Here is a 25,955-nt window from a genome sequence, read left to right as displayed (position 1 = left end):
GCGTTGCAGTGCGGTACTTCGTCGCCCATTTCACTGGAGGGGGAAGGTCCAGCGCACGGAGGCGAAGATCTTCGATTTTCGCGATCGCCATTCGACTTATCAATCGGTGTTGGCAGGATTCATAACCGTTCTCCGCTGTCTATACACCTGCGAACGTGATCCGCCCGCTGGCGTATCTCGCGCAGTTCCTCCCGCGATTTACGTCCCAGGTTTTTCAACTGAAACTTCATGCGCCCGTGGTTCGCGAAGCGGACGTGGTGCCGGTCGAGAAAATCCCAGTACAGCGTGGTGAAGGGACAGGCGTCTGCACCCGTCGCACGCTTGGGGTTGTAGCGGCACTTTCCGCAGTAGTTACTCATCCGGTCGATGTAGTTCCCCGATGCACAGTAGGGCTTGGAACCGACCACGCCGCCGTCACCATGCTGACTCATCCCCAGCGCGTTCGGCAGACTCACCCAGTCCACGGCGTCCAGGTACATCGCCATATGCCAGGCGTGAAATCGGCTGGGGTGCACCCCGAGCAGCATCGAGAATTGACCGAGCACCATCAACCGCGGGATGTGATGCGTCCAGGCGTCCCGTTTCAGTCCCGCCATGCAATCGGCCACGCAGGCCATATCCGTTTCCCCGTCCCAGTAAAAGGTCGGGACGTCGCGGTCGTCGCAGCCGAGGGCATTTCGCTGTGCATACGCGGGCATGTGGAGCCAGTAGATGCCGCGGATTAATTCGCGCCACCCCAACACCTGCCGCACAAAGCCCTCCACGCTGTTGATCGGGGCCCGGCCCGCCTCGTAGGCCGCGATCACCTTGTCCAGGCAGTCTTTCGGGTGCAGCAGTTTCACGTTCAGCACAGCCGACAGCCGCGAGTGATAGAGGGTGGACTGACCGGACCACATGGCATCTTCGTAGGCGCCGAAACAGGGAAGGCGGTGGGTGACGAAGTCCCGCAGTGTGGTCAGGGCCTCGTCGTGGGTCACCGGCAGGTCGAAGTCATCGAGCGAGCCGGGATGGTTCGCGAAGCGCGCCGCGACCATGTCCAATACCGCCCGGGTGGTCTCATCCGGACGGAAACGTCGAGGAGGGGGTAGTTCGCCCGGACCCGCCCTGCCGAAGGTCTTGCGGTTGTCCTTGTCGAAATTCCACGACCCACCTTGTGGCTTCCCGTCCGGCCGCATCAGCAATCCGGTGCGGCGCCGCTGCGCGCGGTAGAAATGCTCCATCACCAGGTGACCCTTCCCTTCCGCCCAGTCGCGGAATGCATCGGGCGTCACGAGAAAATGGCGATCCGCCCGGACCTCCAGCGTCAACCCGAGAGCCTCTGCGGTGTCCTCGATTATCCGGAGTACCCGCAGGTCCCCGGGGTGGGTCAAAACCAGCTTGTCCGGACGTAGTCGGTGCACGTCCTTGGTCAAAATCTCCGCGAAACCATTACCTCGGTCATCGGAGGGACGGCGGCCGAGGGCGTGATAGTGGACCTTCCGTCCTCGTTCCCGTTGCGCGTCGCGGAAGTGCCGCATGGCCGCAAAAAAGAACGCGAGACGTCGTTTGTGGCACCAGACATGGGTTGCCTCCTGCGCGTTTTCCGCCATCCACAGGACGTCCACCTCCGGGTCGAAGTCGTCGAACACGGCAGCGCGGTGGTCCAGCTGATCGCCCAGGATCAGAACCAGGTGGCGTGGGCGGGTCTCCGGATTGAAATCAGTGCGACTCATGGATCCCTAGATTCGACGCATCCCACGGTGAAACCCACCCGCAGATTGGGTGGGATTTCGGCGGATTTTCCGGGAGTGTTTCCTTCCGGTACGCGAGTGCGGGGCACCGATGCCCGAAGTGGGCTGCGTTCAAAACGGTCATGCCAGTCATTGCCACTGGAATCGCTATCGAAGCGGATTCAGCTTTGATTCAGGTCCCGTGGCTAGGCTGCCGACCATCGGGTTGTGGGGGGAAGTGCAAATGGTCGCTGGCAATGAACAGGTTCAGGTCTGGGATCCGCTGGTCAGGATATTTCACTGGAGCCTGGTTGCGGGTTTTTCCGCTGCCTACTTCAGCGGCGACAACTGGCTGCGGGTCCATGTGGTCGCGGGATACACAGTGGCCGGCCTTGTCGCCTTTCGTCTGGTCTGGGGATTCATCGGTACGCAGCACGCCAGGTTCTACGATTTCGTCCACCCTCCTGCTGCAGTCGTCCACTACGTCAAAGAGATGATCAGGAGCCGTGCCCGTCGCCACATCGGACACAACCCGGCAGCTGGCGCGATGGTGATAGCACTGCTCCTGAGCCTAACCGCCACGGCGCTGAGCGGCATGGCGCTGTACGGCCACACGGAGTTCCTCGGGCCCTTGGCAGGTTTGGCCGACAGGCTGCCGGATTCGGCCGGTGGCGTGCTCAAGGAGATGCATGAGCTTCTTGCGAACCTCACCGTGATGTTGGTGCTGTTGCACTTGGCCGGCGTCCTGTTTGCAAGTCTCCAGCACCGCGAGAATCTGGTGCGCGCGATGTTGACAGGTTGGAAATCGAAGGAGGTCAATTGATGAAAACCGGGATATTTGGCGCGGTCCTGATGATCGCGGCGAGCGTGAGCGCAGGCGCTGGCGTAATCGACGATCTGCAAGACCGCTATCGCAGCGAAGGTGCCACCGCATTCAGTGAGGTACGTGGTTTGGCGTTGTGGCGGATGCAAGGTGCGGAGGGACGTACCTGCGCGACGTGCCATGGCCAAGACCTGTACCAAGTCGGTGAGCACAAGACCACGCGAAAGCAGATCAGCCCGATGGCGTTGTCCGCCAATGCGTCGCGGTACACGGACGCTGCGAAGGTCGAGAAATGGTTCCAGCGCAACTGCAAGTGGACCTGGGGTCGTGAATGCAACGCCCAGGAGAAAGGTGACCTGCTGCAGTACCTGGGCAATTTATAGATGGGATACCAGGAGATCGGTATGACATTGAAGAAGGCATTGTTGGTCGGCATGCTTGGTGGGCTTTTCGCCGCCGGCGCGGGACTGGTGATAGGCGACGAGGGCGAGTGGCGCTGGGGCGGTACGGCCGGGGTGCGGCAGGACGTGGCACCGGTCGACAACGAGCTGTATCGAGGCGAATGTGGTAGCTGCCATTTCGCCTACCAGCCGGGACTGCTGCCGGCAGTGACCTGGCAGGAGATCATGCGGAGCCTGAACGATCACTTCGGTGAGAACGCCGAGTTGGGCACCGCCGAACAGCAGGCAATCGGCGAGTATCTGACGGTCAACGCCGCCGACCGCGCCAGTTATTCGCGTTTCGCCGGTATCGGTCGCTCTATGCAGGGCAGTGGAAGTCTGCGCATCACTGACAGTGCCTATTTCCGGCGCAAGCACCACGAGGTTCCTGCCCGGTTGGTGGCCGGCAATCCGGGTGTGGGCAGCTTCTCGCGTTGCGAAAGTTGTCATACGACGGCGGCAAAGGGCATCTATGATGAACACCAGGTGCACATCTCAGGAGTCGGTCGCTGGGACGATGACTGATCCCCGTCGCCACGTTCTTTGATGGCTCGTCCGGTGTGCCACTGTCGACGAGCGAGAAAAAAGCCCGGCACCAGGCCGGGCTCGCCTGTTCCGCGACAGGCTGGCTCAATGCCCGGGTAGCGCCTTTCTCGATCGAAGTGAACAGGGTATACGTGCCCCACGTCAAAGACTCGCCTGACGGTGCAGGGCAGGGAATCGCTGAGTCAGCGTCTGACGGCGTCTGCCTCGTCACGCAAAATGTTCTGCAGTGCAGCCAAGTGGCAAATGTGGAATATTGGTGATTGCAGCTCCAACGTCGAGCAAGGACTGCCAGACCTCTTTGTATGAGCTATCGGTGGTATGACGCACAATGGCAGTCGGCCGCCGGACGAATCCGCAGATATGACCCGCAATCACGACAATGTGTCCGATCCGTCGCCGGCATCTCCAGCTGGCAGGCGGGTTGTATTTCACGCTGAGGGACTGACCAAGGTCTACCAGATGGGCGAGGTGCAGGTGCACGGCCTGCGTGGCATCGACCTGGATCTGTACGAGGGCGAACTGGTGGTGTTGCTCGGCCCCTCGGGCAGCGGCAAGTCCACCCTGCTGAATATCCTTGGAGGGTTGGATTCGGCCACGAGTGGCACGGTTTTCTACCTGGATCACAACCTTGTGCAGACCACGGAACGCGAACTGACGGGATACCGGCGCCATCATGTCGGCTTCGTATTCCAGTTCTACAACCTGATCCCCAGTCTCACCGCGCTCGAGAATGTCGCCGTTGTGACCGAGATCGCCAAGAAACCGATGAAACCGGAAGAGGCGCTGGCGCTGGTCGGACTGAGCGAACGTGTCAACCATTTTCCGGCGCAGCTTTCGGGCGGCGAACAGCAGCGTGTCGCCATCGCTCGTGCCATCGCCAAGAATCCCGACGTGTTGTTGTGCGACGAACCCACCGGCGCACTGGACTCCAAGACCGGCATCGTGGTGCTCGAGGCGCTGCAACGGGTCAACCAGGAAATGGGAACCACCACCGTGGTGATCACGCATAACGCCAGCATTGCGGAGATGGCGGATCGGGTGATCCATCTGGCCGATGGGCGCATCACCGAAGTGTATGAAAACAAGGCCAAGATCCCGCCACGCGAGCTGAGTTGGTAACGGGGTATGCGGGCGATCGACAAGAAACTCTGGCGTGAACTGTGGGGCATGCGGCTGCAGGCACTGGCGATTGCCATGGTGATCGTCAGCGGTGTCAGCATTTTCATCATGTCCCTGAGTACGCTGGAGTCTTTGTTCGAAACCCGTCGGACCTATTACAGCGAGCATCACTTTGCCGAGGTGTTTGCGTCACTCAAGCGCGCCCCGTTGTCGTTGGTGACGCGCATCGCGGAACTTCCCGGTGTCGACAAGGTTGAGTCCCGGGTAGTGGCCTACGTGAATCTCGACGTGGCCGGTTTCGCAGATCCGGTCAGCGGCCATCTGATCTCGCTACCGGATGACAGCCGCGGGTTGTTGAACCAGATCTATCTTCGCGAAGGGCGGTTGATTGAACCGGGACGCGATGACGAAGTGCTGGTGGTCGAAGAGTTTGCCAAAGCCCATCGTCTGCAACCGGGCGACAAGCTGCGCGCCACGATCAATGGACGGCGCAAGTCCCTGACCATCGTCGGCATTGCCTTGTCGCCGGAATACATCTATCAGATAGCCCCGGGTGCGATGTTTCCCGATCACAAGCGCTATGGTGTGTTCTGGATGGCGCGAAGCCCGCTCGCTACCGCCTACGACATGGACGGTGCGTTCAATGATGTCAGCATGACGATCACGCCGGGTACGCATGTCGAGACCTTGTTGGACCGACTCGACAACCTGTTGAAGCCCTATGGTGGTATCGGTGCCTTCGCACGCAAGGACCAGCTTTCCAATCGCTTCCTGTCGGAGGAACTCAAGCAGCAGCAAACCATTGCCACGGTATTTCCAGTGATCTTCTTTGGCGTGGCTGCCTTCCTGTTGAACGTTGCGCTGAGCAGGCTCATTAGTCTGGAGCGTGAACAGGTTGCCGCGCTGAAGGCGTTCGGATACAGCAACTGGGCCGTGGGATTGCACTATGCGAAGTTGGTACTGATGATTGTGGCCATTGGCATTGTCATTGGCAGCGTCGTGGGTACCTATCTTGGAAAAGGTATGAGCGACATCTACATGCGCCTGTACAGTCTCCCTTACATGATCTATGTCCTCAAACCGCAGGTAGTGGTCGCGGCGGCATTCATCAGTATCGTGGTTGCTCTTCTGGGCGCTATGCATGCGGTGCGCAAAGCAGCGAAGCTGCCGCCGGCACAGGCAATGCGTCCGGAAGCACCGGCCGTTTATCACGCCACCCTGGTGGAGCGGCTGGGGCTGCAGCGCTGGTTTTCTCAACCAACTCGCATGATCCTGCGTCACATCGAACGCCGCCCCTTCAAGTCGTTGTTGACTACGCTCGGAATCGCCATGGCCTGCGGCATCGTCATGGTGAGCGGCTTTCAGGAAGGCGCCATGGATTATATGGTGGAGGTCCAATACGGATTGAGCCAGCGCGAAGATCTTATCGTTATCTACACCGATCCCACCTCTCAACGATCGCTGTATTCCCTGCGCGGTCTGCAGGGCGTGGAACAGGTGGAAGGTTTCCGCACCGTTCCAGCCAGGCTCCGGTTCCAACACTATAGTTATCGCACCGCGGTCCACGGCATCGAGCCCGATGGCCATCTGACGCGTCTCCTGGACACCGAGCTGAAACCGATCCATGTGCCTGGCGAAGGTGTAGTGCTGACCGACTACCTCGCCGAAATCCTGCATATCCAACCCGGCGATCTGTTGACCGTCGAAGTGCTGGAAGGAAGCCGTCCCACCGTACAGGTACCGGTGGTCGGCACCGCGAAGCAATACCTGGGTGTGAATGCCTACATGCAGCGCGCGGCGTTGAACCGGCTGTTGAAGGAGGGCTATGCGCTCACCGGTGCATTGCTGACGGTCGACGATCGTTACCGGCGTGAGGTGTATGCCGAATTGAAAGACATGCCGCGTATCGCCGGAGTGGTGGAGCACGAGGCGGCGATCCGGGCTTTTTACGATACGCTCGCGGAGACCATTGTCTTTTTCACCTTTATCACCACCATTCTCGGCGCCACCATTTCCTTCGGCGTGGTGTACAACAGCATGCGCATCGGCCTGTCGGAGCGCAATCGCGAACTGGCAAGCCTCCGCGTGCTCGGTTTCGAGCGCAACGAGATAGCGTACATTTTGCTGGGTGAACTGGCGTTGCTAACCCTGGTGGCGATCCCCATTGGATTGCTTATCGGTTATGGACTATGTGCCTACCTGGCGTCACAGTTCGACACGGATCTCTATCGTGTGCCGCTGGTCCTGGGCTTGCGTGTGTATGCCCTCGCTGCGCTGGTGGTGATCGTTTCGGCAGTTATTTCCGGCTGGATGATCCGGCGTAATCTGGCACACCTCGATATGGTGGCGGTATTGAAGACGAAGGAGTGATCCATGCCTCTCCCGCTGAATAAGCACCCCGGTATCCTTGCCATCGGTGCGCTGGTGATGGGCCTGCTGGTATGGGGGTTTTGGCCCCAGCCGGTGCCTGTGGAACTGGTCGAGGCACGACGCGCATCCATGGCGGTAACTATCGAAGAGGAGGGTCGGACGAGGGTGATCGACCGCTTTGTCATTTCTGCCCCTGTGGATGGCGTGGCCTGTCGCGTGCACCTGGACGTTGGTGACACGGTGCAGGCAGGCCAGACACTGTTGAACATTTCGCCGCTGGAGTCGCGCGTGTTGGACCCGCGAAGCCGGGCCGAAGCCGAAGCGCGCGTGGCGGCGGCCAAATCGGCACTGGAACTGGCACGACAGCAGGCCGCTGCCGCCGAGGCGAGCGCCAGTTTTCAACGCAGCGAGATCGGGCGCCTAGAACCGTTGGCAAAGCAGGGAGTGATCTCGAGCGGCGCTTTCGACAAGGCGCGGATGGATCTGCTCACTGCCGAGGCCACCGCACGAAGTGCCAAACACGCGATAGAAGTCGCCAAGTATGACCTGCAGGCGGCTGAGACTGCGCTCAGCTATTCCGCCGGTACGGTGACGGGCGAAGCGGCGATCCGCGTGCCGGTGAAGTCCCCAGTTACCGGCAAGATCCTGCAAATGCCGCATGAGTGCGAAGGCCCGGTGACCACCGGGCAGGAACTATTGGTGGTCGGTGACCCCTCGTTGCTGGAAGTGGTGGTGGACCTGTTGTCGGCCGATGCGGTCAAGGTCCAACCGGGCATGAAAGTCCATTTCGATCGCTGGGGCGGAGAAGGGTTGTTGGAAGGCCGGGTGCGCACCATCGAACCTGTCGGCTACACCAAGATCAGCGCGCTGGGTGTCGAGGAACAGCGGGTCAACGTGATCGCCGATTTCGTTTCCTCCAAGGAAGCCTGGCAGCGCCTGGGCGACGGCTACCGGGTGGAAGCACGATTCGTAATCTGGGAAGACGACGATGTGTTGCAGGTGCCGGCCAGCAGTCTGTACCGACTGAAGGACGGTTGGGCGTTGTTCGCGGTCGAGAACGGGAGGGCGCGCCAGCAGGTGGTGACAATGGGGAGGCGGAACGGTCTGGTTGCACAGATCCTGGAAGGGGTGAAGGAAGGGGACAAGATAGTCGATCATCCGAGCGATGAGGTTGCCGACGGCGTGCGAATTACGGAAAGGTAGTCTTCGCGTAACCTCAGATGCCGTAGGGCCACATGGTCCTTCGTTCCGCAACACGTACCTTGTCAGCCGTAGCGGTCAACGGACCTCTGGGGCGCTGTTTGGCAAACTGGGCGTGCTCGCCACGTGGGCTAGAATTGCCGCGGTCAGGACATCCGGATCGATGGGTTTGGTGACGTGGTCAACCATCCCCGAGGCCAGGCACCTGTCACGTTCCTCCTGCAGTGCGTGCGCGGTGAGCCCGATCACAGGTAGGGCCGGCGCCATCTTCCGTATCCGGCGGGTGGCCTCATGGCCATCCATCACCGGCATCTGCACGTCCATCAGTACCAAGTCGAAGCCAGACGGACCGTGTTCCTCGAGTCTGTTCAGGGCCTGCTGACCACCCTCGGCGAATACCACGTGAGCACCTTCGTGCTCCAGTAGATCTTCGAGAATGATCCGATTGATCTCCAGGTCCTCGGCGGCCAGGATCCGGATGCCGCTCAGCTGCATGTGCTCATCGGTAGCGAGTGCCATTTGCTCCGAAGAGGCGGGTGGCTCGGTGGCCCGAAGCGGGAGGATCAGAGTGAACCGGCTACCAACGCCAACCTGGCTGTTGACGCTTATCCTGCCATGCATCAGCTTGGCCAGATTCTTGCTGATCGCCAGGCCCAGACCGGTACCGCCAAATCGACGGGTCGTCGAACTGTCCGCTTGTTCGAAGGGATTGAAAAGGCGAGCGATTTGCGCCTCGTTCATGCCGATTCCGCTGTCCTGAACGATGAAGTGAACATCGTCCCCTTCGCGTTGTACGTGCAAGGACACCCCGCCATGTTCGGTGAACTTGATCGCGTTCGATAAAAGGTTCAACAGTATTTGTTGCAATCTCAAGGGGTCACCCTCGAGCCACTCGGGTAGACTGTTGTCGATCTGGAGTTGCAGCGTCAGGCCCTTGTCGCCGGCCCGGTCTGCCAAGGCGTCTGCGACCTCCTCAATCGAGTCGGCGAGGGGGAATGGATGCGAATCGATGGTGAACTTTCCGGCCTCCATCTTGGAAAAGTCGAGGATGTCGTTGACGACCCCCAACAGGTGTTTGCCAGAGTTGAGGATATGATCGAAGTTTTTCTGCTGTTCGGCCGCGAGGCTTTCACGCAACCCGATCCTTGCCAAACCCAGTATCGCATTCAGCGGTGTGCGGATCTCGTGGCTCATGTTGGCGAGAAATTCGGACTTGGCCCGGGCAGTTGATTCCGCGGCTTCTTTCGCCGCGTGCAGTGCACTCTCGGCCTGATCACGCAACGTAATATCACGCAGGATCAGGTTGCAGATCCGCCTGCCGTCAACGGTCATGCGTGAGAGTACGATTTCGAGTGGGAAAACCGATCCATCGGAACGCACCCCCTGCAACTTGACGGGGATTGCAGTCGGTTCCGAGAGTTTGCCGGGTATCAGGTCGGTCGCTGGTAGACCGGACATGGAATCTTGTCGGTACCCAAAAATTCCGGCGGCTGCGGGATTGGCATTGAGCACCCTGCCGTCTTCGCCGACAGAGATAAGCCCCTCGCCGATGTTCTCAAGCAACGATCGCTGGTAGTGCTCGGCCTGCTCAGCCTTGCGGGCAGTCTCGACCAAGGCCTGGTGGCTCTGCAGCAGTCTGTCCCGCATGAGCTGGAAGCTGGTCGCCAGGTCGCCTATCTCGTCTTTTCCGGGCACAGGGAGGTCGACGTCGTAGTTGCCCTCGGCGATCTGATGTGCCCCTTCGGTAAGTCTGTTGAGTGGTTGACGCACGAACCGCTCGGCGAGCGCCAGCGCCACGATCATGACGATCACCAGCGCGGTCGCAAGAAACGCAACGAGTAGGTAGATCGCTTCGAAGGTATTCTGGCGGACCAGTTTCCAGTCGGCCCGCAACAATATACGGGCCATCTCGCGGTCTCCGAGTATGACCGAATGATCAATTGTCAGAACCGTCGATGATGGGGATGGCTGCTCTCGCTGCTCTGGAAACAGGGGATAAATGCGGCGGCCATTTGCCAGTTGGAGCTTCAACTCCAGCCACCGTTGCTCTTGCTGCAGCATCTGCTCATCGAGCGACGAATACAGGGCTGCATAGTCGCGGGCGAGCAGGTGTCGAATGGTGTCGGAGTCCATGGCTGCCAGAATCATCGTCTGGTGATCGACAAAATCCTCGCGCGCGTGCTTCAGCTCCCACGGCATCCACAACAGAAACATCACCAGTAGATAGGCGACAAAGGCAATCAGTGCGGCCGAAAGCAGTTTGAGGCGGATACTCATGCGTGATGTGTCAGTTGTCTTTCACGTAAAAACGCTCGAGCTTCAACTCACGTAACGGCATATAGTCTGCCATGCTGGCGACGCCGATCTTGCTGATAGGTACCTTGGAGAGCAATGCCTGCCCCTCGGCGGTGTCGCCCAGTTGCAGCAGGGCTCGCTGGACTTTTTCCGCCTTTTCCGAGGGAATGCGCGGATGCACGGTGAACGGGTGTGGCGCGACGGGCGTCGTGGTATGGATTACCTCGAGGTTGTTGCGGATTGCCGGTTTCTGGCTCGCCAGGGTTTTCTGCACGCCACCGCCCGCATCGGCCTCGCCGAGCAGTACGTTGAGGTAAACGGAGTCATGGGTCTTGACGTAGCGGGCGCGGAAATTGAGCCCGAAGCGATCCACGAGCTCCTGGCGCATCTGCAGCGAGGCTCCGAGCGCATTGGGTGCTGGAAACGCCATTATCTTGCCGTCCAGATCTTCCACCGAATGGATGTTGCCGCCCTTTCGCACCACCAGGACGCCGTGGAGGGACTTGCCCACATCGCGAACCAGCGGCCGATAATCTTGGGCCTCAGAAGCCAGCATCACGTGGTAGGGGTTCATGTAGGCAAAATCGAATTCGCCGACGAGAAACTCCGACTCAAACGCGGGAATGGTAGGCGATCCCACCAGCTTCAGCCGATAACCGGTCTGGCGTTCGATGTGGTCCAGTATTGGCCGCCACACGCGGTGGAGCCGCCGTGTCTCGAACTGCGGTACCACGCCAACGGTGAATTCATCCGCCACCTGGTCGGCGCGCGCCCCGCTTGCGAGGAGCGCTAGTGATAATGTGATAAGCAGGCTACGGATCATCATCCACCCTTATGCTCAGTACGCCGGACCCGTGAATAGGAACGAACAGTCACATGTCCGGGGATCAACGGCATGATTCAATGGCCAATCGATGCTTACGTATCGTTGTCGGCCGTCAACGGGCAAAATTCACCGCGGCGGCTCGTCGTCGTGGCCAGCGCCCTGCGGAAAGCGACGCCAGCTGCCCGACCGACAAGTCGGGCAGGCTTGCGCCCGCGATAATTGGGGTTGGATTGAGTGGCCTGGCACGAATCCAGGGGAGTTTGATACCGGTTGCACCAGGCGTCTGGCATCGCGCGCAGCGATCGCTGCCGCCAAGACTATTCAGGTAAGCAGGCCGTTGCCACTGCGTTGCAGCTTCAGTGCGACCACCACATCCATTCCAGAACCAGGTTGTCAGGGGCTTTGACATCCTTGTGCCGTGCGGCCTTGTCAAAGTCCACCGCGGGAAAGTCACCGGTGAAGCCGGCTAGACGTCGCATCGTGTGTGCGCGAGGAGCGGCTTTTCACGGATTCAGGGATGCGGCCCTGAGGCGTATCCTAGAGCATAGCCTGGCTGGCGATTCACCGTACTTCACAGCGCGCCGGGTATCCACAGGTGCGCCCTGGGCACAGCGCTACCTCGGTGGCCGGATTTTACTAACCGAACGTGTCTCGCCCACAGGTGTGGACTAAATCGTAACAAGAGTGTTTGCAGTATCGTCGGCTCAGCTTTTCTGGGAGGGGTCACCTTAACAATCATCAGGTGGCCTTTTTGGATACGGGCGAGGCACCTTTCGCAATGACGCAACATTTTGCAACGGCAGCGTCGAATCTTTCGCGACGAGGGCACAAACGTTCGTCCATTTGAACCGTTCGGATGAGCGCCATTCGTGGCGCGCCCTCGACGGGCGTGCTGCGTGTGTCCAAGATCAATTCTGGCGAGCTTGTGACGGCGTGTTCGCGCCCGGCGGTGACCACCCTGGACCGGTGACAACTACCGAGAGGGATAGGAACGGTCGGTCGCACTATTCTGCGCGTCCCGATAGGCGTGTTAGTGTCAGTTCCAGTGAACGAATACTAGTTGCACTTACTACCCATGGCTTCAACAAAACAGGTGGACAACATGAAAAAAGCGACACTCATCATCGCACTTGGACTCTCTGGCAGCGCTTTCGCCCAGGGCCATCCAGGCATGAGCGAGGCTGACATGCAGAAGATGATGCAAAACATGCAGTCTGCGCAGACCTGTATGCAGGGAGTGGACATGGCGAAGCTGGATGCCTTCGGAAAACGTGCGCGGCAGGTTGAGTCAGAGATCAAATCCCTCTGCGCCAATGGTGAGCGTGATGCGGCTATGGAAAAGGGGATGGCTTTTGCGCGGGAAGTCAACAGTGACCCGGAGATTGGAAAGATGCGTAAATGCGGGGAGATGATGCAGGGCATGATGCCGCCGATGCCGGGCATGTCCGAATTTGAATCAAGCGACAAAACCGGCAAGCACGTTTGCGACGAGTAGCTGGCACTGTCGCGCCCACCAAACCCACTTTCCGCACGCCCGATGCATTCGCTGTCTCGCCGACCTGGAGTACGACCAATGTGACGTTTCAAGTCGTCGCCGTCCTTTTCGAGATTTAGAAACGAGGGGGTCAAGTGAACGCGCGGACGGCCCCTTCACCTTGTTTGCCAGCGGACACTTGAGCACATACCCGGGCAAGGGGCAGAAACACCCACATTGATTCGGTTATTGCGATGTCCGTGCGGCGGATTCAGATCACGCTGCTTTCGGGGTGCAACGATGATCTCGAGGAACTGGCCGAACGCGTTGACCGTTCGTCGAAGTCCTGGGACGCGTCGCCGCTAAGACGGTCCCTCATGTGACCTCGGCGGACGCAGCAGTTGCGAAAGGCGCGCGAAGTGCACATGGGAAGCAGACCGACGCAATCACCCGTGTCGATGCCGGCGATCGAGCGCGTTCAGTCCCCCTCGAATTTGCACCCAGTAACTCGTAGAAGCCGACGGCTCCACCTGATGAAAGGCAGTCTTCTGGACTGCTTTTCCGGGCACCTTTACGGGGTTGCGTGGCATGAGTTCGTACATTGACACGCCGACCGTCGTTGGCCGTCGCACCATGTCAGATTGATTTACAACTCGCCACGGTTCCTCGGTAGGCCGCGCACTGTCCCGGTTCCGCTGCAGCAATCGCTTGTTTTCGTGAGCATTTGGGCGGCCCGGGGTGGGCCGCAGCGGGGTGGTCGTGGCACCAACGGAAGTTCGTTCGCAGTATGCTTTGACCTGGGTCAGGCGATCACTGCCGTGTCACGTCAGCGGCCTTTACAGCGGGCCGCACCCGTTGCCCGTGGATCCACGTCGGCACGGCTCCGGCCAGCGGATGGTGCGGAAATTGCTGCGAATGAGACAGACCGGCAATTGACGCCGGGGTCGCACTGAGTGGAGAACAGAATAATGTCACGCACTCCTATCGCTCCGCAGACCTCTCGCACGCTGCTGATGGCCTGCGCATTGTTCCTGTCCTGCGGCGTTGCAAACGCGGTGGTGGTCTATCAGAACGATTTCGAGACCAGCAACCTCACCGGCTGGAGTGTCATCGGTACGAACCCCGGTGTCACCGCGGATCTTGCCGGTGAGCACGTGTTCGGCCTGTTCAACGACAACCAGACCATCACCTGGTCGCAGTCGCTGGCCGCGGGAACCTATGCGGTGGCGTTCGACTTCTTCGCCATCAATTCATGGGACGAGGTCGACAGCGGTTGCTGTTTTCCCGACGGCTTCGCGGTTGAGATCAACGGTGTCACGGTGTTCGACGAGGACGACCCCTTCAACCTGACGCTGACCGGCAGCGATGTGCTGTCGTTCGTCTATCCCGGCCCGGACCGGATCGGCGAGGCGGTGTCCAACGAGCGCTACCGCCCGGCCTTTGCCGTGACGCATGGCGGCGGCGCCTTCACGCTGAGCGTCATCGGCCAGACCAGTCAACCCGGCCAGACACTCGGCGACACCGGTTTCTTCGACGAGCCCTGGGCGATCGACAACGTGCTGATCGATCGCCTCGCGGTTCCGGTCCCGCTGCCGGGCAGCCTCGGTCTGCTACTGGCGGGTATCGCCGGTATGGCGGCGACGCGCCGGCACCGCGGTGACTGACCAACCGGCGGGCGCCTGCGCGAGAGGCCCTGCTGTCCTGCCGTTGGCTCATTCGCGGCGCTACGGCGTGCTACCGGTCCGCCGCGCCTTGAACGGGGCCGAAGGTGATTGGAAGCAACTTCGGTCAGCCGCCCGGAAACAACCGCAACCGCCCATCCGCCTCGTGCTCGGCCTTGTTGCGCATGTGATCTGCGGTCGCCGCGAACGCCTGCAGCAGGCGGTCGCGCTGTGTCTGGTCGAGTTCGCTGTCGGCCAGGGCGCGGCGCGTGCAGTGCAGCCACTGGTCGCGCTCCCTGGGCCGGGTCGGCGAAGCCCGCTGGCGTGGTGGCGCGCACGTCGGCGCCGGAGTCGACGACGGACTGGCCGGCCTGTCTGCTGACCCGCGCCGCCACATAGGGCATCGGCTGGGTGACCCGCAGGGGCATGGCATCGCCCAGGCGCGCGGCGACAATCGCCACCAGTAGAGGGAGACCGGCAGGGCGTTTGAGGACGGGCACGGTCCTGGCGAACCCGAGTCTGTGTGTTCCGGTCCGGTTGGCCGGGTGAGCTTGGTCCTGCGGAATCGCGTTGCAGGTCGGGATTGCCCCCTCGCGTCCGCTTGAACCCGTCAATCTGCATTGGGCGGCGTTCCGGGCCAGGTCGATGCCTTTTCCCGTCCTGGTGCCGACCGGCAGCGGCTCGATCCGTCCCAGGCATCTTCGGGTTCAGCGGTGCGGCGGTGGAAGTCGCGGGTTTCGAGCAGCCCGTCGAGGTGTCCAATGGGGACGGCAGGCGGCCGAAAGACTCCTCGATAGGCTTTCGGGCCGAGCGCGGTGGCTGTGGATAACGTCTTCCCGGGTTGCTGCCATCACGTCTGCGGACCTGCAGGCCGGCACCGCGATTGGACTCAGGAGTGCCGCGGTTTGCGATGGCTGGACGGCGTGGGGCGGTGCTGCCGATGGGCCGGCGGCGCCATTGATTTCGTAGTTGTTGGCGTGTTCCTGCAGATGCTGTTTTGCTCGCCGCAATGCGTCGCCAAGCACGGTTCGGAACGAGAAAACGCTCGGCGATCTGGTCCGTAGGCAACGGCAACTCGCGGCCCGTGGTCGCCGAGAGCCTTTACCCGCCGCTGAGTGTCCGCTGTTCATTGTCAGCCATGCCAAACCTCAATGAACGCATGGCCAAAACCGTCGACGGCAGATATCGCCCTCGCAACTGTGACACCGATCGCTGGCAATCCATGTGGCCGGGTCTATCCTTGCCCTATCGATCGAGACAAAGGGACGCACTGGCCAACCACGCTGGGATGAGCGAGATCGGTTTCAACGAGCTTCTGCCGTTGCTCGTAGCGCTTCATGCTCTGTTTACGAACCGGATCCGGTGATCCGCGTTCACCCGGTATTGCAGTCGCCGTCGCGGGCTTTGTTCTAGTTTCGAGCACGATCGTCACGATTCGGGGGAGTAGTGACATCGATTTCATCGAGTTCAGCACGGAATCTTCGCCACCTGACCGCCACGGGTATGCATCTGCGTGGCCGGGTCATGCGTCGCGTTGGCGGCGCGGGTTTCGCTTCGGCAGCCTTCCGTCTGCCATGTTTTCAGGGCGGATACGACCGCGCCGTTCAGCCACGGCCGTGTCGACGCGGGTCTGCCGCGTCTGCGGCGTTGATGCGTGTCCTTTTTGCAATATTCCGTTGAGGAGTAACCGCTTATGCCTTCCGCATTGACCTATCCAGGTGTCTATATCGAAGAGGTTCCCAGCGGGGTCAGGACGATCACTGGCGTCGCTACCTCGATCGCCCTGTTTATCGGTTGGGCGTCGCGCGGCCCCACCGATCGCGCGGTACGGCTGACGAGCTTCGGCGACTTCGAGCGCAACTTCGGTGGCCTCGATTCCCGGTCACTCCTCGGTTACAGCCTCAAGCACTTCTATGAGAATGGCGGCGCCGATGCCTACGTGCTGCGGATTGCGTCCGACGATGCCGACACGGCGAGCTGCGCGCTTGGCGACCTGGCGGTCTCTGCCAATTCACCGGGGGCCTGGGCCAACGATTACGCCGTACGGGTGACGCAGCGTGCGGACGACGCGACGCGGTTCCGGCTAGATGTGCTGCATCGTCCGAGCAACGACGCCGTCGTCGAGTCGTTCGAGAACCTTTCGATGGCGGCCGCCGACCCCCGCGTTGCCTCGGCGGTCATTAACGGCAGATCGAGTTACATCTCGGTGACGCTCGGCAGCGAGACCACGCCGGGCAACGCGACGGTGGATCTCGACGACGCGAACAGTGGCGATGACGGCACTGTGATCGGGCCTGCGGACGCGACTTTCCGCACGGCGCTGCTGGCACGCTTCGGGCTCGGCAGCATCACCGACCGAATCGATATCTTCAACATCGTGTGTGTACCGGGGCTTACCGATGGCTCGACCATCTCAACCCTGCAGGGGCACTGCCGCGACAAGCGCGCCTTCCTGATCGTCGACGCCCCGGAAACCGAGACCGTGGCGACGGTGACGGGCAGCCTGAGCAACATCACGGGTGCCGACGCGACCAATGCGGCCTTCTATTTTCCGTGGGTGCGGGCGCCGGACCCCTTGCAGCAGGGTGCGGTGCGCGCATTTCCGCCGTGTGGCTATGTTGCCGGCATCTACGCACGCACCGACAGCCGGCGCGGGGTGTGGAAGGCGCCAGCGGGGAGCGATGCGAGCCTGAACGGGGCCGTTGGCCTCGCGGTGCAGATGAGTGACCCGGAGAACGGTCAGTTGAACCCGCGCGCGATCAACTGCCTGCGCACCCTGCCGGTGTATGGCACCGTGGTGTGGGGGGCGCGCACGCTGCACGGCGACAATGATCGTGGTTCGGAATGGAAGTATATCCCGGTGCGCCGCCTGGCACTGTTCATCGAGGAAAGTCTGTTCCGCGGTACGCAATGGGTCGTGTTCGAACCCAACGACGAACCGCTGTGGTCGCAGATCCGACTCAACGTCGGCGCGTTCATGCAGAACCTGTTCCGCCAGGGCGCCTTCCAGGGCAGCAGCCCGCGCGATGCCTATTTCGTCAAGTGCGATTCGGAGACGACTACGCAGAACGACATCAACCTCGGCATCGTCAACATCCTGGTCGGGTTCGCGCCGCTCAAACCGGCCGAGTTCGTGGTCATCAAGATCCAGCAGATGGCCGGCCAGGTCGAGGCATAAGGGGGATTTCTCATGGCACAGTTCAGCGTCAATGCACAGCGCTTCGATCCGTACAAGAACTTCAAGTTTCGCGTCAAATGGGATGGTCGCTATGTCGCGGGCCTGAGCAAGGTCGGCGCACTCAAGCGCAGTACCGAGATGGTCGAGCACCGCGAGGGTGGCGATCCGTCGACGTCGCGCAAGTCGCCCGGGCGCACCAAGTATGAGGCAATCACGCTCGAACGCGGCGTGACCCATGACACCGAGTTCGAGAAATGGGCGAACAAGGTATGGAATTTCGGTTCCGGCCTCGGTTCCGAGGTGTCACTGCAGGATTTCCGCAAGGACATCATCATCGAGATCTACAACGAGGCCGGGCAACTCGCTCTCGCCTACAAGGTCTATCGATGCTGGGTTTCGGAGTACCAGGCGGCGGCCGATCTCGACGCCAATGCCAACGCGGTACTGATCCAGACCATCAAGCTGGAGAACGAGGGCTGGGAACGCGACTATGACGTCACCGAGCCGACCGAGCCCAGCTTCACAGAACCGGCCTGATGGCATGGCATTGTCGGCTGAAGAATGGCTTGCCGTATGGGAGCGCGGGCGGACGCGTCATCCACTCGATCGGGCACTGCTGTTGTTTTCGCTCGCGTCCCCCGAACTGCCGACCGACGCGTTGGCCGATCAGCCGGTCGGACGACTGAATGCGTCGCTGCTGGCCTTTCGACGTGCGGAGTTCGGCCACGTCCTGGCCGCCTACCTCGATTGTCCCGCGTGTAGCGAACGCCTGGAGTTCGAACTCGACGTCGCGGCTTTGTCGGATACCGACTGGCGTGGCGAACGCGAGGTCGAGGTCGACGGCTGGCGATTCCGCGTGCCGACGCTGCGTGACCTCGCCGCGATTGCCGACGACGCTGACGCCGCGACAGCGGCGCAGCGGCTGTTCCTTGCCTGTGGCGAGGCCATGGCGATCGCACCGCCGTCCTCGCAGCCGGCCCGCCCCGACATGTTGCGCGTCGAGGCTGCGCTCGAAGCGGCTGATCCCGGGGCGGACATCATGCTTGCCGTGCAGTGCGATGCCTGTGGTCATGCGTGGCAGGCGCCGTTCGATATCGCAGGACTGCTTTGGGAGGAGATTGAGACGCGCGCGGAACGCCTGCTGGACGACGTGGACCGTCTTGCACGCGCCTACGGCTGGAGCGAGGCGCAGATCCTCGCGCTGTCCGACACGCGCCGCGGTGCCTATCTGGATCGGGTGAGTCTGTGAGCGGGATGTTTCGGCATCTCGCGGAGCGTGTCGTCGGCCACAGGGGCGGGCGGATTCATGCCGCGGTGCGGTTGCCGTTCCGGGATGCGCCCCCGCTGGATCCCGAAGTGCCGGTCGATCATGGCACGCCATCGATTCCATCGGTGTCAGTGCGGGCGGATGCGCGCGGCAGGCCCGCGGCGCCATCGCCGGGCGAACAGCACGGAGAATCGCCTATCGCCGCCGCGGTGGCGCATCCGCGGCCAGCAGCGGATCGCGTCCCTGAGGCCACACGGACGCCCGGCCGGCAGCGGTCTGCGACGATGGATGAGGTGGCCGGAAAAGACGCGAGAGACATCGACGGCGATAGCGATTCCCGTGCGACGCCACGCGTGCCCGGAACCACCCGTCGCGCGGTCGCGCCAGGTGAGTGCCCGCAGCCAGACAGGCACGTTGCCGCGCCGATACCGCGGACAGTGGGTGAGTCGGTCACGACGACCGCGTCACGCGAATCGGGTCGCATGCCTGTCGACAGCACGCATCCGTCGTCCGGCCCGGCGGCCGAAACGATCGCCACCGCGTCGCGGAATGCCGAACCGGGCGCGCTGCTGCCGCCGGTGACGCCGCACGGTGCGCAGCCGTCGCCACCGTCGTTGCGACGACGCGAGTCGGCGGCGGACCCGCGACACGACGAACGCTCGCAGCCCAACGAGGTGCATGTGCACATCGGCCGGGTCGAGGTAACTGCGGTGCAGGAGGCGCCGGCACCGCGTCGCGCGGCTGCACGCAAGGGACGTGAGCCTATGTCGCTCGATACCTACCTTGAACAACGCCGGCGGGATCGTACATGAGCAGCGCACTCGCGATTGCCGGTGTCACGGCCGTGTTGCGCGATCTGCTCAACGACGGCCTGATCAATCACAACGTGAGCGGCGTGCTGGGCAGTACCGTGACCGTGAGCGCGCGACCGCCTGACCAGGTGGTCCCCGCCGATGGCACCGAGGCGACGCAGCTGAACCTGTTTCTGCACAACGTGTCGCCGAATACCGGCTGGCGCAACGAGGGACTGCCTTCTCGCGATGCCTCGGGGCGTCACCGGCTCAGTAATCCGCCGCTTGCGCTGAATCTGCACTACCTGCTCAGTGCGTACAGCAATGCCGATCTGCATGGCGAGATCCTGTTGGGCTATGCGATGCAGCTGCTGCACGATACGCCGGTTCTCTCACGCGCGGCTATCCGTACGGCGCTCAACCCCTCACCGGATGTCGGCGGGGCGTTACCGCCGGCCCTGCGTGCGCTCGCCGACGCCGGGTTGGCCGATCAGATCGAGGACATCCGGGTTGCCCCGGAGTTTCTCAACAGCGAAGAGATGTCCAAACTCTGGACTGCCGCGCAAAGCAGCTATCGCCCGACGGCGGCCTATCTCGTCAGCGTGGTGCTGATCGAATCGCAACAACCGGTGCGTGCTCCGACGCCCGTGCTTACGCGCGGTCCGCTCGATCCGGTATCGGGCCGTGAGCGCGGTGTCGTCGTACAGGCCGGGCTTGTGCCCGCACTGCCGACGCTGGATGCCGTGGTCCCGCCAGCGGCACAGAATGTGGTGCGGCTGGGCGAGAGTGTTTCGCTCGATGGGCATCATCTCGACGGCACCTCGCCGGAGGTACACCTCGTCAACGAGTTGTTTGACGTCGACGAGTCGCTCACACCGTCGAGCGCGTCGCCGACCCGGGTGCAGTTCACGATACCGTCGGCGCGTGCTGGTGACTTCCCGGTCGGCCTGTACCGCGTGGCAGTCCGTGTGACGCGCCCCGGCGAGACCGGGGTTCGCGAGAGCAACCGTCTCGCGCTCACGCTCGCACCCGATCTCACGGGGCTGCCGCTCAGCGTGAACCGTGACGGCGCCGATGTCGCGAGTTTCACCCTGGCCTTCACACCGCAGCTGCGATCCGGTCAGTCGGTCGCTCTCGTTCTCGGACAACAAGAGGTGCTGCCGCAGACCTTCTCGGCACCGACTGCATCGCTCGATTTCGTCGTTGCGGACGCGCCCGTGGGCAATCACCTCGCGCGCCTGCGTGTGGACGGCATCGACAGTCCGTTCATCGACCGCGAGGCGACACCGCCGGTGTTTCTCGACCAACGGATCGACATCTCATGAGCACGTCTGCCGACGAGACATGGACCGCAGCCAACCAGGCGAGCCTGGTCGCCGGGTTCGACCGCGTCCGGCGCCTGCTCGGCGGGCACGCCGAGGACGTGCAGCAGGTTTCCGAAACGCCACCGGTACCGGGCGGGTCGGCGCTCGAGCGTCTTGGAGACTTGTTCGGTCTGAGCCCGTTCGAACGCGAACTGCTGCTGTTGTGCGCGGGCGTCGAGATGGATGCGCGGCTGGCACAGGCGTGCGCCGAAGCGCAGGGGCGCCCGGGGGCGACGTTCGTCACGTTCGGTCTTGCGCTGGGCGCGCTGGCCGAACCGCACTGGAGCGCAATCACGCCCGTCCGCCCGCTTCGTCGCTGGCGCCTGATCGAACTTGCCGACGACGCGCAGCTGACCTCGGCACGTCTGCGCATCGACGAGCGTGTGCTGCATTTCCTTGCTGGCGTCAACTACCTGGATATACGACTGCAGCCTTTGCTGCGACCCGTGTCCGAGCCTGCGCTGATGGCCGGGGCGCACGTGACGACGGTCGAGCGCATCATCGCCGAGCTCGAATCCGAACACGCATCACCGCCCGTGCTCCAGCTCGACGGCGATGACCACATGGGCCAGGAGGACATTGCCGCGGCCGTGGCGACGCGCCTGGGTCTGCGGCTTTTCGCGCTGTCGGCGATCGATATACCGGCGACGTTGCACGAGCTCGATGTCCTGGCGGTGTTGTGGCAGCGCGAGATGCACCTGCTCGACGCGGCGCTTTTGATCGCGGGCAACCAACCCGCGGAGCCTTTGCAGCGTTTCGTCCAGCATGTCGAAGGTCTGGTGTTCATCTCCGCGCCGGACGCTGTGCCGCTGGACCGCGGGGGTGGGCGCTACCGCGTAAACAAGCCGGCCAGTTCCGACCAGAAGCGGCTGTGGGCACAGGCACTCGAAGCTGACCCGGCACGGATCAACGGCCAACTCGATGGTGTCGCGGCACAGTTCCGACTGAGCGCACGGCACATCGATTCAATCGGTCGCGATCTCGGCCCTGTGGGCGCGACCGACCCGGACACGGTGTGGCAGGCATGCCGAGATCTCGGAAGCGCCCGGATCGACGAACTCGCGCAGCGGATCGAACCCGCGGCAGGGTGGAGCGATCTCGTCCTCCCCGCTGCACAGATGGACATCCTGCACCAGATCGCCGCGCATCTGCGTCATCGGCTCAAGGTCTACGAGGAATGGGGATTCGCGCGTCGTGGCGCGCGCGGTCTCGGCATCGGCGCGCTGTTCACCGGTGAAAGCGGCACTGGCAAGACCATGGCGGCCGAGGTGCTGGCCAACGAACTGCAACTCGATCTGTACCGGGTGGATCTTTCCGCCGTGGTCAGCAAGTACATCGGTGAGACGGAAAAGAACCTGCGACGCGTGTTCGACGCGGCCGAGGAGAGCGGCGTGGTGCTGTTGTTCGACGAGGCAGACGCCCTGTTCGGTAAACGCAGCGAAGTAAAGGACAGCCACGACCGCTACGCGAACATCGAGGTGAGCTACCTGTTGCAGCGCATGGAGGCCTATCGCGGGCTGGCGGTGCTGACGACCAATCACAAGGCCGCACTCGACCCCGCATTCCAGCGCAGGCTACGCTTCATCGTGGCATTTCCGTTTCCCGACCAGGCACAGCGCGAGTCGATCTGGCGTGGCGTGTTTCCGTCCTCGGTGCCCACGCACGGATTGGACTACGCGAAGCTCGCGCGTCTCGATGTGACAGGCGGCAATATCCGCAACATCGCACTGAATGCGGCGTTCATCGCGGCCGAAACCGGTGGGCCGGTGAACATGGCGGCGTTGTTGCGTGCGGCGCGCGGTGAAGCGGCCAAGCGCGAGCGGCCGTTCACCGATGCGGAGACCAGGGGGTGGGTGTGAGCGGCCGGCGGATCCTCCCCGAAAGTTCGCATCTGCCGGTATCGGCATCTGCAGCGTCGGTGATGAGCCGCCCGGCAGGCCGCGCACTGGACGCCGGGATCAGGCGCGAACTCGAACCACGCTTCAATCACGACTTCGGCCAGGTGCGCATCCATACCGATGCGGCGGCTGCGACGGCGGCCGATCGTCTGCATGCGCGTGCGTTCACGCTCGGTGAACAGATCCATTTCGGCGCCGGCGAGTATCGACCAGAAAGCACCGAAGGGCGGCGTCTCGTTGCCCACGAACTTGCGCATGTCGTGCAGCAGTCACGCCAGGGCGCCACGGCCGACGCCGAAGCACGCGCAGACGGTGCGGCCACGGCCACGACACGCGGAGGGATCGTGAACGCGGCGTCGCTCGGTGCCGCGCCGATCGGAATCCAGCGCCAGGCCAAACCCGGCGCCGAGAACACGGATCCTGCGCCCGAGGTCGTGCCACATCAACAGTGGTCCAGTGTGCTGGACGGCTTTGAGTTGAACAGCGCCAAGCCCACTGGAGCGCATGCCAAACAGCTCGATGAGCTGGCATGGAATATCGCATTGCACGTCGGCATGCTGCGCGACGGCCGCGTGGCGATCCGGGTCACCGGTCACACCGACCGCTCTGGCAGCGAACAGTACAACGTGAAGCTGGGCCAGCAACGCGCCGATGCCGTCAGGGAGACACTGCTCGAGGCGTTGAAGAAGCAGACGATCGATGCGTCGCGTATCGCCGGGATTCCCGCGGACTCGCTCGGTGAGAGTGCCCCTGCAGTTGCGACCCGTGACGGCGTGCAGGAAGCGCGCAACCGGCGTGTCGAGATCGCGGTGAGTGTCGGTTCGGTCCGGCCGCCGCCACCGCCGAAGAAGATCGATCTCACACCGATTCCGCCGCTGCCCGGCACCGACCGGCCACTGGGACCAAGGCGCGATCCCAGTCCCGGCGACGACCTCTGGAAGCGCATGGAGGAACAGCGCAGGAAGATCGAGGAGTACGACCGCAAGCATCCGCGCAAGACGAGGAGCCTGCAGGATGTCGTGATCGGCAAAGTCATGGAAGACATCGTCGATCCCATCGTGAAGAAACTGCCGCTGTCGAAAGATCTCCGGGAAAAGGTTCGCGACGGCATCCGCAAGGGACTCGAGTCGGGCAGCGAGAAGGCGTGTGAGGCGGCGGTGGACGCCTCGGGCGCGACCGGCTCCGAGGCCGAGGCCTTGAAGTCGGCCTGCAAGGCCGCGCTCAAGGCCAAGTCGGGTGGGGGTGGGCCGTGACACGCGTGGTGCTGCACATCGATCGCTTGGTGCTGCGCGGCGTGGATGGCCGCGACGCCGCCGCGGTGGAGCGCGCGCTGCAGGGAGAGCTGCAGCGCCTGTTGGCGGTGCCCGACGCGCAGGCGTATCTCATGGATCACGACCGGTCGGCGCACCTGGGCGTCGGCAAGGTGCGCACGCCGCAGGGAGCGGATGCCGGGGCCTTGGGTCGGGCGGTGGCGAAAGGCATCGTGCGCGGGGGTGGGTCGTGAGCGGCCACCGCGCCGTGGACCGGCCGGCGGGCCGCGGGCAGGTGCAGTCCGGCAGTCTGTTCAGCCAGACCTCGGGGCTGAACGCGCCGCGTGCGATGTGCCGGGAAACGCAGTCTCCAAGCGTGACCGACGATGACCGAGAGCGCCCGGTGTGGGATGCGACCCACCCGATCGCGGACCCGGTGATGCGGCTGCCCACCGGCGAGTTGCAGCGCAAGGTCGATGACGAGGACGAAGAGGAGCTGTTACAGACAAAACCTGCGGACCGGCCCGGTCGCACGGACGCCGGCCCGGGCGACACGGCACCGGACAGCGTACACCGGGTGCTGCGCTCGCCGGGGCGGCCGCTGGACACCGCGGCCCGCTCCTTCTTCGAACCGCGCTTCGGGCACGATTTCAGCGCGGTGCGCGTCCACGTCGGCGCGGATGCGACGGCGTCTGTCCGGGCGGTCAACGCCCGCGCGTTCACGGTCGGTAGCGACCTGGTGTTTGGCCCCGGCGAGTACGCGCCGGACACCGCGCGCGGCCGGCACCTGATGGCCCACGAACTGACACACGTGTTGCAGCAGGGCGGCGGCGGGCCGCGCGGTTCGGCACCGGGCGATGCGCCGTCGCTGCAACCCAAACTGACGATCAACGAGCCCGGTGACCGTTACGAACAGGAAGCCGACCGGGTCGCCGATGAGGTCCTCCGCCTGTCGGAAACCGACCTTCCGATTACCGGTGTCACCACGCGGCGAGCACAGCCCGCATTGCGGCGCAAGGCGGCCGCACGCGATGCCGGCCTGCCGCCGCGCGTGACGGGCCGCGCGACGCCGCAGTTGATGCGGTTGTCGCCGGATCGTTTCCGGCGGCGGCTCGGTCACACCCGGGAGCAGCGCGTGGTGGTCGATGCCCTGTTCGCGCATCCGAAGTTCCTTGTTCTCTGGAACTGGCTGGACAAGTGCAAATGCGACCGTGCCGACCTGGGCCCGATCCGTTTGCGGGTCCGTCGCACCTTCGGCGACGGCGTGCAGACCTTCGGCGGACTGGACCAGGGGCGCGGCACTCTTACCATCAATCCGAAGATCCGCAAGGCGCGGGAGAATCCGCAGGAATTGGTCGACACCCTGGTCCATGAGGTCGTGCACGCGATCTCCTGGGCCTGGCGCAACGGCTTGTGTCCCGGTCCTCGGCCGCCACTGGCCGAACTCGATATCATGGGCATGCCGTCCTCCGGTGAGCGCACCGCACGGGAGCGGCGCCAAGCGGGCAAACCCGCGTGCCAGCGGACGCGTTTCCCAGTCGCCGAGCCGCCTAAATCGCTGACCCTGGAAAACGTCGAGGGTGGGTTGAGCGAGCTTGAGCAGTTCGAGCGTTCGGGTCCAGGCGCCAGCGACCCGTGCCGGACCTTCCTGGATATCCGCGAAGCGCCGCAGCAGCGCATCGTCGAGATCGTCGACGACATCCGCCGCGAGACCGGCGTCGGCGGACCGACGCGAACCCAGGCC

Annotated in this window: 20 protein-coding genes and 1 pseudogene; 17 read left to right on the top strand and 4 right to left on the bottom strand. The window is 62.9% G+C overall.

Features of this window, described 5'->3' with window-relative positions; translation table 11 throughout:
• Nucleotides 1-119: 119 nt before the first annotated feature.
• A complete protein-coding gene (locus H6955_20480; GenBank protein MCP5315946.1) occupies nt 120-1,712 on the bottom strand; it encodes a cryptochrome/photolyase family protein in 1,593 nt (530 codons plus the stop codon).
• A gap of 241 nt (nt 1,713-1,953) precedes the next feature.
• On the opposite strand from H6955_20480, the gene H6955_20475 reads away from it, so the two are divergent.
• From H6955_20475 to H6955_20450, 6 genes are all read left to right on the top strand, one after another.
• Nucleotides 1,954-2,532, top strand: coding sequence for a cytochrome b/b6 domain-containing protein (locus H6955_20475; protein ID MCP5315945.1), 579 nt, complete (start codon nt 1,954-1,956; stop codon nt 2,530-2,532).
• Nucleotides 2,532-2,915, top strand: a complete 384-nt coding sequence (locus H6955_20470; protein ID MCP5315944.1) for a DUF1924 domain-containing protein — start codon at nt 2,532-2,534, stop codon at nt 2,913-2,915. Before H6955_20475 ends, H6955_20470 begins: the two co-directional genes overlap by 1 nt.
• 21 nt (nt 2,916-2,936) lie before the next feature.
• Nucleotides 2,937-3,497 carry a diheme cytochrome c gene (locus H6955_20465; GenBank protein ID MCP5315943.1) on the top strand — a complete coding sequence of 187 codons (561 nt, stop codon included), beginning with the start codon at nt 2,937-2,939 and terminating at the stop codon, nt 3,495-3,497.
• 381 nt (nt 3,498-3,878) lie between these two features.
• A complete protein-coding gene (locus H6955_20460; GenBank protein MCP5315942.1) occupies nt 3,879-4,637 on the top strand; it encodes an ABC transporter ATP-binding protein in 759 nt (252 codons plus the stop codon).
• A gap of 6 nt (nt 4,638-4,643) precedes the next feature.
• Nucleotides 4,644-7,007 (top strand): FtsX-like permease family protein, encoded by a 2,364-nt coding sequence (locus H6955_20455; GenBank protein MCP5315941.1) that lies wholly within the window; start codon nt 4,644-4,646, stop codon nt 7,005-7,007.
• 3 nt (nt 7,008-7,010) lie between these two features.
• Nucleotides 7,011-8,210: an efflux RND transporter periplasmic adaptor subunit gene (locus H6955_20450; protein MCP5315940.1), complete on the top strand. Its 1,200-nt coding sequence runs from the start codon at nt 7,011-7,013 to the stop codon at nt 8,208-8,210.
• 75 nt (nt 8,211-8,285) lie between these two features.
• On the opposite strand, the gene H6955_20445 is transcribed toward H6955_20450, so the two are convergent.
• Together H6955_20445 and H6955_20440 are read right to left on the bottom strand one after the other, a co-directional pair.
• Nucleotides 8,286-10,484: a response regulator gene (locus H6955_20445; GenBank protein MCP5315939.1), complete on the bottom strand. Its 2,199-nt coding sequence runs from the start codon at nt 10,482-10,484 to the stop codon at nt 8,286-8,288.
• Nucleotides 10,485-10,494: 10 nt separating this feature from the next.
• Nucleotides 10,495-11,328 carry a phosphate/phosphite/phosphonate ABC transporter substrate-binding protein gene (locus H6955_20440; protein MCP5315938.1) on the bottom strand — a complete coding sequence of 278 codons (834 nt, stop codon included), beginning with the start codon at nt 11,326-11,328 and terminating at the stop codon, nt 10,495-10,497.
• A gap of 1,102 nt (nt 11,329-12,430) precedes the next feature.
• Here H6955_20440 and H6955_20435 point away from each other — a divergent pair.
• Together H6955_20435 and H6955_20430 are read left to right on the top strand one after the other, a co-directional pair.
• Nucleotides 12,431-12,823, top strand: a complete 393-nt coding sequence (locus tag H6955_20435) for a hypothetical protein (GenBank protein MCP5315937.1) — start codon at nt 12,431-12,433, stop codon at nt 12,821-12,823.
• A gap of 947 nt (nt 12,824-13,770) precedes the next feature.
• A complete protein-coding gene (locus H6955_20430; protein MCP5315936.1) occupies nt 13,771-14,466 on the top strand; it encodes a hypothetical protein in 696 nt (231 codons plus the stop codon).
• A 124-nt stretch (nt 14,467-14,590) separates the two neighbouring features.
• Here the strand turns inward: H6955_20430 and H6955_20425 are convergent, their stop codons facing one another.
• Nucleotides 14,591-14,860, bottom strand: a complete 270-nt coding sequence (locus H6955_20425; GenBank protein MCP5315935.1) for a hypothetical protein — start codon at nt 14,858-14,860, stop codon at nt 14,591-14,593.
• Nucleotides 14,861-16,156: 1,296 nt separating this feature from the next.
• Here H6955_20425 and H6955_20420 point away from each other — a divergent pair.
• The 9 genes and pseudogenes from H6955_20420 to H6955_20380 all read left to right on the top strand — a co-directional run bounded on the left by H6955_20420 (nt 16,157) and on the right by H6955_20380 (nt 25,037).
• Nucleotides 16,157-17,641 carry a phage tail sheath family protein gene (locus H6955_20420; GenBank protein ID MCP5315934.1) on the top strand — a complete coding sequence of 495 codons (1,485 nt, stop codon included), beginning with the start codon at nt 16,157-16,159 and terminating at the stop codon, nt 17,639-17,641.
• Nucleotides 17,642-17,653: 12 nt separating this feature from the next.
• Nucleotides 17,654-18,178, top strand: a complete 525-nt coding sequence (locus H6955_20415) for a phage tail protein (protein MCP5315933.1) — start codon at nt 17,654-17,656, stop codon at nt 18,176-18,178.
• Between the two features lie 4 nt (nt 18,179-18,182).
• A complete protein-coding gene (locus H6955_20410) occupies nt 18,183-18,890 on the top strand; it encodes a hypothetical protein (protein ID MCP5315932.1) in 708 nt (235 codons plus the stop codon).
• A 500-nt stretch (nt 18,891-19,390) separates the two neighbouring features.
• On the top strand, nt 19,391-19,720 hold the full coding sequence (locus H6955_20405; GenBank protein ID MCP5315931.1) for a hypothetical protein: 330 nt from the start codon (nt 19,391-19,393) through the stop codon (nt 19,718-19,720).
• On the top strand, nt 19,717-21,024 hold the full coding sequence (locus H6955_20400; GenBank protein MCP5315930.1) for a DUF4255 domain-containing protein: 1,308 nt from the start codon (nt 19,717-19,719) through the stop codon (nt 21,022-21,024). The genes H6955_20405 and H6955_20400 overlap by 4 nt, the downstream gene beginning before the upstream one ends.
• Nucleotides 21,021-22,922 carry an ATP-binding protein gene (locus H6955_20395; GenBank protein MCP5315929.1) on the top strand — a complete coding sequence of 634 codons (1,902 nt, stop codon included), beginning with the start codon at nt 21,021-21,023 and terminating at the stop codon, nt 22,920-22,922. Before H6955_20400 ends, H6955_20395 begins: the two co-directional genes overlap by 4 nt.
• 62 nt (nt 22,923-22,984) lie before the next feature.
• On the top strand, nt 22,985-24,214 hold the full coding sequence (locus H6955_20390; protein MCP5315928.1) for a DUF4157 domain-containing protein: 1,230 nt from the start codon (nt 22,985-22,987) through the stop codon (nt 24,212-24,214).
• Nucleotides 24,211-24,465, top strand: coding sequence for a hypothetical protein (locus H6955_20385; protein ID MCP5315927.1), 255 nt, complete (start codon nt 24,211-24,213; stop codon nt 24,463-24,465). Before H6955_20390 ends, H6955_20385 begins: the two co-directional genes overlap by 4 nt.
• Nucleotides 24,466-24,560: 95 nt before the next feature.
• Nucleotides 24,561-25,037, top strand: a pseudogene (locus tag H6955_20380) (DUF4157 domain-containing protein).
• Nucleotides 25,038-25,955: the final 918 nt, after the last annotated feature.

Source organism: Chromatiaceae bacterium (genome assembly GCA_024235395.1).
Lineage (GTDB): Bacteria > Pseudomonadota > Gammaproteobacteria > Chromatiales > Chromatiaceae > Thiosocius.
The sequence above is the reverse complement of the archived record's forward strand: the minus strand, read 5'-3'. Positions and strand labels throughout refer to the sequence as shown.

Coding starts and splice junctions, on each gene's coding strand:
- H6955_20450 (MCP5315940.1), top strand. CDS start 7,011: ATGCCTCTCCCGCTGAATAAGCACCCCGGTATCCTTGCCATCGGTGCG.
- H6955_20465 (MCP5315943.1), top strand. CDS start 2,937: ATGACATTGAAGAAGGCATTGTTGGTCGGCATGCTTGGTGGGCTTTTC.
- H6955_20480 (MCP5315946.1), bottom strand. CDS start 1,712: ATGAGTCGCACTGATTTCAATCCGGAGACCCGCCCACGCCACCTGGTT.
- H6955_20445 (MCP5315939.1), bottom strand. CDS start 10,484: ATGAGTATCCGCCTCAAACTGCTTTCGGCCGCACTGATTGCCTTTGTC.
- H6955_20435 (MCP5315937.1), top strand. CDS start 12,431: ATGAAAAAAGCGACACTCATCATCGCACTTGGACTCTCTGGCAGCGCT.
- H6955_20425 (MCP5315935.1), bottom strand. CDS start 14,860: ATGTGGCGGCGCGGGTCAGCAGACAGGCCGGCCAGTCCGTCGTCGACT.
- H6955_20430 (MCP5315936.1), top strand. CDS start 13,771: ATGTCACGCACTCCTATCGCTCCGCAGACCTCTCGCACGCTGCTGATG.
- H6955_20470 (MCP5315944.1), top strand. CDS start 2,532: ATGAAAACCGGGATATTTGGCGCGGTCCTGATGATCGCGGCGAGCGTG.
- H6955_20440 (MCP5315938.1), bottom strand. CDS start 11,328: ATGATGATCCGTAGCCTGCTTATCACATTATCACTAGCGCTCCTCGCA.
- H6955_20460 (MCP5315942.1), top strand. CDS start 3,879: ATGACCCGCAATCACGACAATGTGTCCGATCCGTCGCCGGCATCTCCA.
- H6955_20405 (MCP5315931.1), top strand. CDS start 19,391: ATGCCTGTCGACAGCACGCATCCGTCGTCCGGCCCGGCGGCCGAAACG.
- H6955_20395 (MCP5315929.1), top strand. CDS start 21,021: ATGAGCACGTCTGCCGACGAGACATGGACCGCAGCCAACCAGGCGAGC.
- H6955_20400 (MCP5315930.1), top strand. CDS start 19,717: ATGAGCAGCGCACTCGCGATTGCCGGTGTCACGGCCGTGTTGCGCGAT.
- H6955_20475 (MCP5315945.1), top strand. CDS start 1,954: ATGGTCGCTGGCAATGAACAGGTTCAGGTCTGGGATCCGCTGGTCAGG.
- H6955_20410 (MCP5315932.1), top strand. CDS start 18,183: ATGGCATTGTCGGCTGAAGAATGGCTTGCCGTATGGGAGCGCGGGCGG.
- H6955_20390 (MCP5315928.1), top strand. CDS start 22,985: ATGAGCCGCCCGGCAGGCCGCGCACTGGACGCCGGGATCAGGCGCGAA.
- H6955_20420 (MCP5315934.1), top strand. CDS start 16,157: ATGCCTTCCGCATTGACCTATCCAGGTGTCTATATCGAAGAGGTTCCC.
- H6955_20455 (MCP5315941.1), top strand. CDS start 4,644: ATGCGGGCGATCGACAAGAAACTCTGGCGTGAACTGTGGGGCATGCGG.
- H6955_20415 (MCP5315933.1), top strand. CDS start 17,654: ATGGCACAGTTCAGCGTCAATGCACAGCGCTTCGATCCGTACAAGAAC.